General features: G+C 70.2%; 11 protein-coding genes. 7 read left to right on the top strand and 4 right to left on the bottom strand.

The annotated features are described in order from the left end of the window. Positions 1–326: 326 nt before the first annotated feature. The 3 genes from KN815_RS40020 to KN815_RS40010 all read right to left on the bottom strand — a co-directional run bounded on the left by KN815_RS40020 (position 327) and on the right by KN815_RS40010 (position 3,279). Positions 327–1,172, bottom strand: a complete 846-nt coding sequence (locus KN815_RS40020) for an S-methyl-5'-thioadenosine phosphorylase (RefSeq protein WP_216346712.1) — start codon at positions 1,170–1,172, stop codon at positions 327–329. Positions 1,173–1,269: 97 nt separating this feature from the next. After that, positions 1,270–1,650 (bottom strand): FmdB family zinc ribbon protein, encoded by a 381-nt coding sequence (locus tag KN815_RS40015; RefSeq protein WP_216346711.1) that lies wholly within the window; start codon positions 1,648–1,650, stop codon positions 1,270–1,272. Positions 1,651–1,773: 123 nt separating this feature from the next. Next, positions 1,774–3,279, bottom strand: a complete 1,506-nt coding sequence (locus tag KN815_RS40010; RefSeq protein ID WP_216346710.1) for a potassium/proton antiporter — start codon at positions 3,277–3,279, stop codon at positions 1,774–1,776. Between the two features lie 234 nt (positions 3,280–3,513). On the opposite strand from KN815_RS40010, the gene KN815_RS40005 reads away from it, so the two are divergent. After that, complete coding sequence (locus KN815_RS40005) at positions 3,514–6,276, top strand: penicillin acylase family protein (protein ID WP_216346709.1); 2,763 nt, start codon at positions 3,514–3,516, stop codon at positions 6,274–6,276. 124 nt (positions 6,277–6,400) lie between these two features. On the opposite strand, the gene KN815_RS40000 is transcribed toward KN815_RS40005, so the two are convergent. Next, positions 6,401–7,000 carry a 5-formyltetrahydrofolate cyclo-ligase gene (locus KN815_RS40000; protein WP_372458601.1) on the bottom strand — a complete coding sequence of 200 codons (600 nt, stop codon included), beginning with the start codon at positions 6,998–7,000 and terminating at the stop codon, positions 6,401–6,403. Between the two features lie 85 nt (positions 7,001–7,085). Here KN815_RS40000 and galU point away from each other — a divergent pair, with 85 nt between their 5' ends. From galU to KN815_RS39970, 6 genes are all read left to right on the top strand, one after another. Beyond that, on the top strand, positions 7,086–7,988 hold the full coding sequence (galU, locus tag KN815_RS39995) for a UTP--glucose-1-phosphate uridylyltransferase GalU (RefSeq protein ID WP_216346707.1): 903 nt from the start codon (positions 7,086–7,088) through the stop codon (positions 7,986–7,988). A 4-nt stretch (positions 7,989–7,992) separates the two neighbouring features. Further along, positions 7,993–9,312, top strand: coding sequence for a molybdotransferase-like divisome protein Glp (gene glp, locus KN815_RS39990; protein WP_216346706.1), 1,320 nt, complete (start codon positions 7,993–7,995; stop codon positions 9,310–9,312). A gap of 65 nt (positions 9,313–9,377) precedes the next feature. Beyond that, positions 9,378–9,860: a cyclic pyranopterin monophosphate synthase MoaC gene (gene moaC, locus KN815_RS39985; RefSeq protein WP_014054375.1), complete on the top strand. Its 483-nt coding sequence runs from the start codon at positions 9,378–9,380 to the stop codon at positions 9,858–9,860. Beyond that, positions 9,857–10,408, top strand: a complete 552-nt coding sequence (locus KN815_RS39980) for a MogA/MoaB family molybdenum cofactor biosynthesis protein (protein ID WP_216346705.1) — start codon at positions 9,857–9,859, stop codon at positions 10,406–10,408. Before moaC ends, KN815_RS39980 begins: the two co-directional genes overlap by 4 nt. Beyond that, entirely contained in the window at positions 10,405–11,028 is a 624-nt protein-coding gene (locus KN815_RS39975) for a GNAT family N-acetyltransferase (RefSeq protein WP_216346713.1), read from the top strand. Before KN815_RS39980 ends, KN815_RS39975 begins: the two co-directional genes overlap by 4 nt. 142 nt (positions 11,029–11,170) lie before the next feature. Next, a partial coding sequence (locus KN815_RS39970) for a SepX/GlpR family protein (protein ID WP_507229924.1) occupies positions 11,171–11,589 on the top strand: 419 nt, incomplete at its 3' end.

Genomic DNA, 11,589 nt, shown 5'->3' with positions numbered 1-11,589 from the left:
GTCAGCGCCAGCCCGGCCGCCATCGCACGGCGCCGCCGCCGCATGGCCCGCCGCAGCCGGAATCCGCCGGAGCGCTCGGTGCGCACCGGATCGAAGCGGGGCACCGCACGGGCCGGGGGAGCGGAGCGGGGTAACGCGAGGGTGGGGGACGGATGGGACATGGCACATCACCGCCTGCCGTGAGGGACCGAGTGCTTCTGGCCCCCTCACCATGCCCGCCCCCACCCGATCCCGCTCGGGCCTGTGGACGGCCACCGGGCTGTGGACAACTCGGTCACCCGGGCGAGCGATAGCGGTCCCTGTCGTCCGGCCGCCCCGCGCCGCGCCTATGGAAGCTCGATCCCCAGGTCCCAGCCGTCGTGGACGTGGGTGCACAGGCAGTCCCGCGCGGAGTTCTCCGGCAGCTTGCCCACCGCGTCGAAGAGGACCTCACGCAGTCGGCCCACGTTCTCCCCGAAGACCTTCAGCACCTCGGTGTGGGTGACGCCCTCGCCGGTCTCCACTCCCGCGTCCAGGTCGGTGACCAGTGTCAACGACGTGTAGCAGAGCCCCAGTTCACGGGCGAGCACCGCCTCCGGGTGGCCCGTCATGCCGACCACCGACCAGCCCTGCGACGCATGCCAGCGCGATTCGGCCCGGGTGGAGAAGCGCGGCCCCTCGATCACGCACATCGTCCCGCCGTCCACCGGCTCCCAGCCGCGTCCGCGTGCCGCGTCCACGGCCGCGTTCCGCCCCACCGGGCAGTACGGGTCGGCGAAGGTGGTGTGCACGACGTTCGGAATCCGGCCGTCAGGAAGCGGCTCGCCGTCGAAGTAGGTCTGCGTACGCGCCTTCGTGCGGTCCACCAGTTGGTCCGGGACGAGCAGCGTGCCGGGTCCGTACTCCGGCTGAAGTCCGCCCACCGCGCACGGGCCGAAGACCTGCCGTACCCCGAGCGAGCGCAGGGCCCAGAGGTTGGCGCGGTAGTTGATGCGGTGCGGCGGCAGGTGGTGCTTGCGGCCGTGCCGCGGGAGGAAGGCGACCCGTCGCCCCTCGATGTCGCCGAGGACGAGCGAGTCGCTCGGCGCCCCATAGGGAGTCTCCACAGTGATCTCGGTCACGTCGTCGAGGAATGTGTAGAACCCCGATCCCCCGATGACCCCTATGTCTGCTTGCCTGCTGGTCTCGACCATGCGATCACCCTAGCCACCCGCGTCCGCACGAACGACACCCCGCCACCTCCCGGTGGAGGCGGCGGGGTGCCGAGGAAGCCGAAGAGAGGTGGCCGGGTCAGGCGGCCGAACTCGACGACGAAGACGACGAAGACGACGAGGACTTCGAGGACGACGAAGACGACCCCGACGACGAAGACGTCGAGGAGGAGGACGAGGAAGAAGAGTCCGAGGTCGAGGACGAAGCCGAGGAAGACGACGAGTCGGAGCTGTCGCTCTTCGCCGCGGGCTTGCTGGAACCGCCGCTCGTGCTGCTGGAAGAGGAGCGGCTGTCGTTCCGGTAGAACCCGGAGCCCTTGAACACGATGCCGACGGCGGAGAACACCTTCTTCAGGCGTCCCTCGCAGTTGGGGCACACGGTGAGCGCGTCGTCGGTGAACTTCTGCACCGCCTCGAGGCCCTCGCCACACTCGGTGCACTGGTACTGGTAGGTCGGCACGTTCTTCCTCCTGGCACTCTCACTCAATGAGTGCTAACGACGCTCCATAGTGCAGTATTCCTGCGCGTCAGTCCACTGGGACGGGATACACGGTGATCGAACCCACCGTCCGAGGCCCGCCCCTCAGCCCGCTCCCGTACCCAGCCAGCCTGCCAGCTTGCCGCCCCGGCCCACCGCCCGCAGCCGCCCCTCCGCCGCGTCGCGCACCGGGTCCGTGGCCACCACCAGCAGCTCGTCGCCGCGCCGCAGCATCGTCGAGGGCAGGGGTACGAAGCTGGTCCCGCCCCGGACCACCAGGGTGACCGCGGCCCCTGTGGGCAGCCGCAGCTCGCCGACCTCGACGCCGTGCATCTTGGACGCCTGGGGGATCGACACCGACAGCAGATGGCCGCGCAGCCGCTCCAGGGGCGCCGATTCGATGCCCAGATCGGCCGGCTCGGGTTCCTCGAGCCGCAGCCGGGTGGCGAGCCAGGGCAGCGTCGGCCCCTGGACCAGGGTGTAGACGATCACCAGCACGAAGACGATGTTGAAGATCCGGCGGCTGCCGGGCACATCGCTGACCATCGGGATGGTCGCCAGGACGATCGGCACCGCCCCGCGCAGCCCGGCCCAGGACAGCAGCGCCTTCTCCCGCCAGAGCAGCCGGAACGGCGCCGTGCTGACCAGGACCGACACCGGCCGGGCCACCACGGTCAGCACCAGCCCGACCACGAGGGCGGGCAGCACGTCATCGCCCAGCTCATGCGGGGTGACCAGCAGTCCCAGCAGGACGAACATCCCGATCTGGGCGAGCCAGCCCAGCCCCTCGGCGAAGCCGCGCGTCGCCGGCCAGTGCGGCAGCCGTGCGTTGCCCATGAGGAGCGCGGCGAGGTAGACGGCGAGGAAGCCGGACCCGTGCGCCAGCGCACCGCCCGCGTAGGCGGTCACCGCGATGGCGATCACCGCGATCGGGTACAGACCCGAGGCGGGCAATGCCACATGCCGCAGGCCGTACGCGCCCAGCCAGCCGATGGCGAGGCCGATCACCGCGCCGATCGCCAGCTCCAGGACGATCGTGCCGATCAGGGTGTACCAGTGCTCTATGGGGCCCTCGCTGGAGAAGGCGACCACCAGGATCACCACGGGGGCGTCGTTGAAGCCCGACTCGGCCTCCAGGACGCCCGTGAGCCGCTTGGGCAGTGGCACGGTGCGCAGCACCGAGAAGACCGCCGCCGCGTCCGTGGACGACACCACCGCGCCGATGATCAGCGCCTGCCGCCAGTCCAGTCCCACCACATAGTGCCCCGCGGTGGCGGTGAGCCCCACGCTCACCGCGACACCCACGGTGGACAGGACGGCGGCCGCCGGCAGGGCGGGTTTGATCTCGCCCCACTTCGTGCCCAGACCGCCTTCGGCCAGGATGACGACCAGCGCGGCGTAGCCGAGGACCTGTGTCAGCTCGGCGTCGTTGAAGGTGACGCCGATCCCGTCCGTGCCGATCGCGACGCCGATCCCGAGGTAGATCAGCAGCGTGGGCAGCCCGCTGCGCGAGGAGATCCTTACGGCCACCACCGCGAAAAGCAGGACGAGCGAGCAGATCAACAGCAGTTCATTGAGGTGGTGAACAGTCAGGGGCCGACCCTTTCTCACGGGAGCGGCGGGAACGCTGCGAACAGGTCCCCGCCGACCGGAACTTCATTGCCTTACCTAACATTTTACGGGATCTTGACGCGAGCCTCCCACGAGGAGCCTTCGCCGAGGTGTACCAGCCCGGTCGGTGGCCGGTGCGAAGCGTCAGTCATGACTCCGCGTAGGGGCGGCGACAGCGCTGCGCCTATGGTTGCTCCAGCACTCCAGGTTCACCCTGCCCCTCGAAGGACAGCGATGCCCGCCAACACCACCGGCTCTTCTCCCAAAAAGAAGAAGAGCCGACGTCTCCGCCTGATCGTGATCGCAGTCGTGCTGCTGCTCGTCGGGGGCGTCGGCTACGGCGCGTACTGGAGCATCAGTACAGTTCGTGCCTCATTCCCGGAGACCACGGGATCGCTGGAGCTGAAGGGGTTGTCAGGACCCGTTCAGGTCAAACGTGACGGCTATGGGATACCTCAGATCTACGCCGGTACCTCCGAGGACCTCTTCCGGGCCCAGGGGTTCGTCCAGGCCCAGGACCGCTTCTGGGAGATGGACGTCCGCCGCCATATGACGGCCGGGCGGCTCTCGGAGATGTTCGGTTCCGGCCAGGTGGAGACCGACGCGTTCCTGCGCACCATGGGCTGGCACCGGGTGGCCAAGCAGGAGTACGACACCAAGGTGTCGCCCGCCACCAAGAAGTATCTGCGGGCCTACTCCGACGGCGTCAACGCCTATCTCAAGGACCACCAGGGCGATGCGCTGTCCGTCGAGTACGCGGCCCTGGACTTCAAGAACGACGGCTACAAGCCCGAGAAGTGGACCCCGGTCGACTCCTTGGCCTGGCTCAAGGCGATGGCATGGGACCTGCGCGGCAATATGCAGGACGAGGTGGACCGCGCCCTGGCCTCCAGCAGGCTCAGCGCCAAGCAGATAGATCAGCTCTACCCGTCGTACCCGTACAGCCGGAACAAGCCGATCGTCCAGGGCGGCGGCGTCAACGAGCTGACGGACGAGTTCGACCCCAAGGCCACCCCGGCGGGCTCCACGAGCGGTACGGGCGGCACGGCGGACGGAGGGGCCACCGGAGCCGCTCAGGGGCTCCAGAGCCAGTTGTCCTCGCTCTCCAAGACCCTGGACGACGTTCCGGCGCTGCTCGGCCCGAACGGGACCGGTATCGGCTCCAACTCGTGGGTCGTCTCCGGCAAGTACACGACCACCGGCAAGCCGCTGCTCGCCAACGACCCGCACCTGGCGCCCCAGCTTCCGTCCGTCTGGTACCAGATGGGGCTGCACTGCAAGCAGGTCACCAGCGCCTGTCCGTATGACGCGGCGGGCTTCACCTTCGCCGGTCTGCCCGGCGTGGTCATAGGTCACAATCAGGACATCAGTTGGGGCATGACCAACCTGGGTGCCGACGTCAGCGACCTGTACCTGGAGAAGGTCACCGACAACGGCTATCTCTACGACGGCAAGCAGCTCCCGTTCACCACCCGCGAGGAGACCATCAAGGTCGCGGGCGGCAAGAGCCGGACGATCACCGTCCGCACCACCAACAACGGTCCGATCGTCTCCGACCGTGATGACGAGCTCACCTCCGTCGGCAAGAAGGCCCCGGTGGGCAGTGGCGCCGATGACGTGGCCCCCGACCGCGGCGACGGCTACGCGGTGGCGCTGAAGTGGACCGCGCTCACCCCGTCCAACACCATGGACGCGGTCTTCAAGCTGAACACCGCGAAGAACTTCAGCGACTTCCGTAAGGCGGCCCGCGACTTCGCGGTCCCCTCCCAGAACCTCATCTACGCCGACACCAAGGGCAACATCGGCTACCAGGCGCCCGGCCAGATCCCGGTGCGCGGCAGGGGCGACGGCCGCTATCCGGCGCCCGGCTGGGACTCGCGCTACAAGTGGAGCAAGTACATTCCGCAGTCGGCGCTGCCCTGGGAGCTCAACCCCGATCGCGGCTATATCGTCACCGCCAACCAGGCCGTCGTGGACAAGAAGGACTACCCGTATCTGCTGACCGACGACTGGGGGTACGGCGCGCGAAGCCAGCGCATCACCGACCTCATCGAGTCGAAGACCAAGGACGGCGGGAAGATCTCCACGGACGACATGCAGTCCCTGCAAATGGACAACAGCAGCGAGATCGCCAAGGTGCTGACGCCCTATCTGCTGAAGATCGACGTCAAGGACGACTACGTACGGCAGGCGCAGAAGCTGCTGGAGGGCTGGGACTACACCCAGGACTCGGACTCGGCGGCCGCCGCGTACTTCAACGCCGTCTGGCGCAACACCCTCAAGCTGGCCTTCGGCGACAAGCTCCCCAAGGAGCTGCGGGTCAAGGGGGAGTGCCTGCGGGTGCGCCCGGCCGACGACTCGGGTCCGCTGGAGGACCTGAACGGCAACGCCCGGCTGGTGCGCGAATGCGGTAAGCGCGACGCCGACATGGCCCAGCCGGACGGCGGCGACCGCTGGTACGAGGTCGTGCGGAACATCATCAAGGATCCGAAGAACGACTGGTGGAAGACGGAGGGCACCCGCAACAAGCCCGGCGCCACCAACCGTGACGAGTTGCTCGGGCAGGCCATGCGGGCCGCGCGCTCCGAGCTCACCGCCAAGCTGGGCAAGGACATCAATAGCTGGAGCTGGGGCCGGCTGCACCGACTGACGCTGAAGAACCAGACCCTGGGCACCGATGGCCCCGGCGTGGTGCAGTGGCTCCTCAACCGCGGCCCGTGGAACCTCTCCGGCGGCGAGGCGGCGGTCAACGCCACCGGCTGGAACGCGGCGGGCGGCTACGACGTCACCTGGGTCCCGTCGATGCGGATGGTCGTCAACCTCGACAACCTCGACAAGTCGCGCTGGATCAACCTCACCGGCGCCTCCGGCCACGCCTACAACGCGCACTACACGGACCAGACCGAGAAGTGGGCGAAGGGCGAGCTGCTGCCCTGGGCGTTCGGCAAGAGCGCGGTGGACAAGTCGACGGAGGACGAGCTGGCGCTCACCCCCTAGCGACCCCGGAGCCCCGCACGGGGCTCAGATGGGCCCGGTGGCCGTCTGAGGGGCGTTTTCGCCCCCGGCCGGTCCCGGGCCCGCCGACCCTCGCGGCCCCGCCGGGAGACGCCTCCGGGCGCCTTCAGCGGGGCCGTGGCGCGAAGCGGTGGAGGCCCGACGGGGTCACCGCCGCGTGCACCGGGCGGTCGTGGCCCTCCTCGGGTACCTCGTCCAGCACCTCACCGTCGTACAGCAGCACCACCAGCGCCGGATCGGCCCCCGCGCCCGCCAGCCGGGCCAGCACCCGGTCGTACGAGCCGCCGCCGCGGCCCAGCCGCATCCCGCGCCGGTCCACCGCGAGCCCGGGCAGCAGCACCACGTCCGCCCGGGTCACCGCCTCGGGGCCGAGCCGCGGCCCCTTGGGCTCCAGCAGGCCGCGCCGGGCGGGCACCAGCCGCCCCGGCCCCTCGTCCTCGCCCCAGTCGAGATCGTCGTCCTCAAGCAGCACCGGAAGCAGCACCCGCACCCCACGGGCGCGCAGGGCCTCCCGCAGGGCGTGCGTACCGGGCTCGCTCCCCACGGACACATAGGCCGCCACCGTGGCCGCCCCGGCGATCTCGGGAAGCTCCAGGGCACGACACGCCAGAGCGGCGCCGGCCTTCTCGATGTCATCCGCCGTCAACCTGGACCTCACTGTCAGGTGATGTCTCCGCAATGCGCGCTTACTACCGTCAAAGTTGATCACTGGGTGCGCAATCTTCCTGTCTCATGCCATATTCACCGAATGCTCATCATTCGCCCCAAAGGGACCGGATAGGGTTCGGAACATGACTCAATCGCGTACTCGGATCAGCAAGGCTGTCATCCCTGCCGCGGGGCTCGGAACCCGCTTTCTTCCGGCCACCAAGGCCACCCCCAAGGAGATGCTGCCGGTTGTCGACAAGCCGGCGATCCAGTACGTCGTCGAGGAAGCCGTCACCGCCGGACTGTCCGACGTCCTCATGGTCACCGGTCGTAACAAGCGCCCCCTGGAAGACCACTTCGACCGCAACTACGAGCTCGAAGAGGCACTGACCCGCAAGGGCGACGAGACCCGACTCGCCCGCGTCCAGGAGTCCAGCGACCTTGCGACCATGCACTACGTGCGCCAGGGGGACCCCAAGGGTCTCGGCCACGCCGTGCTCTGTGCCGCCCCGCACGTAGGTGACCAGCCCTTTGCCGTCCTCCTCGGCGACGACCTCATCGATGCCCGCGACCCGCTTCTGGCCCGCATGGTCGACGTCCAGGAGCGGCACGGCGGCAGTGTCATCGCGCTGATGGAGGTGGACCCGGCACAGATCCACCTCTACGGCTGTGCGGCGGTCAAGCCGACCGTGGACGACGACGTCGTCCAGGTCACCGGCCTGATCGAGAAGCCCGACCCCGCGGACGCGCCCAGCAACTACGCCGTCATCGGCCGCTATGTGCTCGACCCGGCCGTCTTCGGGGTGCTGCGCAGGACCGAGCCGGGCCGCGGTGGCGAGATCCAGCTCACCGACGCCCTACAGGCGCTAGCCTCCAGTCCGGATCTCGGCGGCCCGGTGCACGGCGTCGTCTTCAAGGGGCGCCGCTACGACACAGGCGACCGTAGCGACTATCTGCGTGCCATTGTCAGACTCGCGTGCGAACGTGAAGACCTGGGCCCGGAGTTCCGGGAATGGCTTCGCAGTTACGTCACCGAGGAGATGTAGCACCTTGAGCAGCACCGCAGAACGGGCCGCCGATCACGGCCCGGACCAGGACCGGGTCTGGACGGTGGCCGAGCACCTCGACGACATCCTCGGGCATGTCCACCCGCTGGAGCCCATCGAGCTTCAGTTGCTCGAGGCCCAGGGCTGCGTCCTGGTGGAGGACGTCACCGTCCCCGGCGCGCTTCCGCCGTTCGACAACAGCTCCATGGACGGCTATGCCGTCCGTACGGCTGACGTCGCGGCCGCGACCGAGGACCATCCCGCGGTGCTGACCGTCGTCGGCGACATCGCGGCGGGCAGTGGTGACCTGCCCGCCGTGGGCCCCGGCGAGGCGGCCCGGATCATGACCGGCGCCCCGACCCCGCCCGGCGGCCAGGCCGTCGTCCCCGTCGAGTGGACCGACGGCGGCCTCGACAGCGGGCCGGTCACCCATATGCCCGCACGCGGCTCGGACCCCCACGGCGGAAGCGGCCGGGTGCGCGTCTTCCGCCCGGTGCGGGAGGGCCAGCATGTCCGCACCCGGGGCAGCGACGCGGACGCGGGCGAGCTCGCGCTGCGGGCCGGCACGCTCCTGGGCGCCCCGCAGATCGGGCTGCTGGCCGCGCTCGGCCGCGCCACCGTGAAGGTGCGGCCCCGGCCCCGGGTGGTCGTGATCTCCACCGGCAGCGAGCTGGTCCAGCCCGGTGAGGAGGTGGGCCCCGGCCGGATCCACGACTCCAACAGCTTCCAGCTCACCGCCGCCGCCCGGGAGGCCGGCGCGATCGCCTACCGGGTGGGCGCGGTGGCCGACGACGCGGCGACGCTGCGCGCCGCCGTCGAGGACCAGTTGGTCCGCGCCGATGTCGTCGTCACCAGCGGCGGGGTCAGCGTCGGCGCGTACGACGTGGTCAAGGAGGCGATGCACGAGGTGCACTTCCGCAAGCTGGCCATGCAGCCCGGCAAGCCCCAGGGCTTCGGGCGCGTCGGCCCGGAGGACACCCCGCTGATCGCCCTGCCCGGCAACCCGGTGAGTTCGTACGTCTCCTTCGAGCTCTTCGTGCGCCCCATCATCCGCACCATGCTGGGCGGCACCGACATCCACCGCCCCATCGAGCGGGCGGTCTGCCCCGAGGGCGTCGCCTCCTCGCCCAAGGACAGACGCCAGTTCCTGCGCGGCTGGTACGAACCGGCCACGATCGACGGCCCGGCCACCGTCAGCCCGGTGGGCGGCGCGGGATCGCACCTGATCAAGGCCATGGCACACGCCAACGCGCTGATCGTCGTCCCCGAGGACGTCACCGAGGTCTCCCCCGGCGCCGAGGTGGACGTCGTCCTGCTGGCCTAGCCGCCATCAGCGGCGGGTACGGTGTCGTCCCACACAGGAGCCACCTGGCCCGGACCGGGAGAACGATGAGCAGCGCCCAGGACCATCTCACCCACCTCGACCCGTCGGGCGCCGCCCGCATGGTCGACGTCTCGGCCAAGGACGTCACCGCGCGCACCGCCCGGGCGAGCGGCCGCGTACGCGTCGCGCCGCGCGTCGTGGAACTGCTGCGCGGCGAGGGCCTCCCCAAGGGCGACGCCCTCGCCACCGCCCGGATCGCGGGCATCATGGGCGCCAAGCGGACCCCGGACCTGATCCCGCTGTGTCATCCGCTCGCGGTGTCGGGCGTCACGGTGGACCTCGCGGTCGCCGACGACGCCGTCGAGATCACCGCCACCGTGAAGACCACGGACCGCACGGGCGTGGAGATGGAGGCCCTAACCGCGGTCTCGGTCGCCGCCCTGACGGTGATCGACATGGTCAAGGCCGTCGACAAGGGAGCCGTCATCACCGACGTCCGGGTGGAGGAGAAGACGGGCGGTAAGTCCGGCGACTGGAGCCGGACATGAGCGGCTCGGCGGCGCCGCACCGCCGCGCCCTGGTCGTCACCGCCTCCAACCGCGCCGCCGCCGGGGTCTACGCCGACACCGGAGGCCCGCTGATCGCCGAGGGGCTGACCGCCCTCGGCTTCGCGGTGGACGGCCCGCGCGTGGTGCCCGACGGCGATCCGGTGGCGGCCGCCCTGCGGGACGCCGTGGCCGCCTCGTACGACGTCGTGGTGACCACCGGCGGCACCGGTCTCACCCCCACCGACCGCACCCCGGAGGCCACCCGCGGCGTCCTGGACTACGAGATCCCCGGCATCGCGGAGGCCATCCGCGCCGAGGGGCTCGCCAAGGTGCCCACCGCCGCGCTCTCCCGGGGGCTCGCCGGGGTCGCCGGCACCACCCTGATCGTCAATCTGCCCGGCTCCACCGGCGGCGTGCGCGACGGCCTCAAGGTGCTCGGCCGCCTCCTGGCCCACGCGGTCGACCAGATCCACGGCGGGGACCACCGCAGACCCGCCGGCCCCGCCGCTCCCGCCGATGCCGCGGGGCCGGACGGGAGCGCGCGCTGAACGCCCCCTGGCCGGTCGCACTGGCGGACGGCGACACCGTCCTCCGCCCCATAAAGCTGCGCGACCAGCGCGCCTGGCGCGAGGTCAACCAGCGCAACCGGGAGTGGCTGCGGCGCTGGGAGGCCACCATCCCGCCGCCCTCACCGGGCGGCCCCGTCACCCACCGGCCCACCTACCGGCAGATGGTCCGCCATCTGCGGGCGGAGGCGCACGCGGGGCGGATGCTGCCGTTCATCATCGAGTACCAGGGGCGGCTGGCCGGGCAGTTGACGGTCGCCGGGATCACCTGGGGGTCGATGTGCTCGGGCCATGTCGGCTATTGGATCGACCAGTCGGTGGCCGGGCGCGGAGTGATGCCGACCGCGGTCGCGCTCGCCGTCGACCATTGCTTCCGCACCGTCGGACTGCACCGCGTCGAGGTGTGCATCCGGCCCGAGAACCTGCCCAGCCGCCGGGTGGTGGAGAAACTCGGATTCCGCCAGGAGGGACTGCGGCCGCGCTATCTCCACATCGACGGCGCATGGCGGGATCACCTGGTTTACGCGCTCACGGTGGAGGAACTGTCCGAGGGACTGCTGAGCCGATGGCATCGGACCCGACCAGGCGCATCACAGAAATAAAATACCTGTTCGAATAACGGGAGAACATTTCCGGCCTGGTCATCCCATCAATCACAAAAAACTTTCGAGATATCAGCCAGATCGTGCGACACACCGCGCCAATTGGCAGATGGCCTCATGCGGACCCCTCTACCGTGTGAGCGTGAGCAGCAGTGGCCTCATCTACGCAGTCATCGTCGGGGCCTGGGCCGCCTATTTGGTGCCGATGTGGCTTCGTAGGCAGGACGAGCTCAATGAGGCCCGTCCGACGGAACGCTTCAGCACGGCCATCCGGCTGTTGTCCGGACGGGCGGGCATGGAGCGCCGTTACGCCAAGAGCCGTGTGGACCTCGAGCGCCCCGGGGACCCGGCGGACGACCCCGTGGAGCGCACCGCCGAGGACGCGGACGCCCCCGTCGCGGGGGGCGCCCCCGTGTCCGGGCCGGGGCGCTACGCGGCCGACCCGGAAGCGGTGACCGACGCGGTCGACGTCCGGGCCTTCGCCGACCCCGTAACCCTGCGCGCCCCCGCTCCCGCGGTCGCCGAAGCCCCCTCCGAGGCCGCGCCGGCACCGGCGGCCGG

It is taken from the genome of Streptomyces niphimycinicus, from assembly GCF_018883605.1.
GTDB lineage: Bacteria > Actinomycetota > Actinomycetes > Streptomycetales > Streptomycetaceae > Streptomyces > Streptomyces niphimycinicus.
The sequence above is the reverse complement of the archived record's forward strand: the minus strand, read 5'-3'. Positions and strand labels throughout refer to the sequence as shown.

Coding starts and splice junctions, on each gene's coding strand:
- KN815_RS39980 (WP_216346705.1), top strand. CDS start 9,857: ATGAGCGGCTCGGCGGCGCCGCACCGCCGCGCCCTGGTCGTCACCGCC.
- galU (WP_216346707.1), top strand. CDS start 7,086: ATGACTCAATCGCGTACTCGGATCAGCAAGGCTGTCATCCCTGCCGCG.
- KN815_RS40020 (WP_216346712.1), bottom strand. CDS start 1,172: ATGGTCGAGACCAGCAGGCAAGCAGACATAGGGGTCATCGGGGGATCG.
- moaC (WP_014054375.1), top strand. CDS start 9,378: ATGAGCAGCGCCCAGGACCATCTCACCCACCTCGACCCGTCGGGCGCC.
- KN815_RS40005 (WP_216346709.1), top strand. CDS start 3,514: ATGCCCGCCAACACCACCGGCTCTTCTCCCAAAAAGAAGAAGAGCCGA.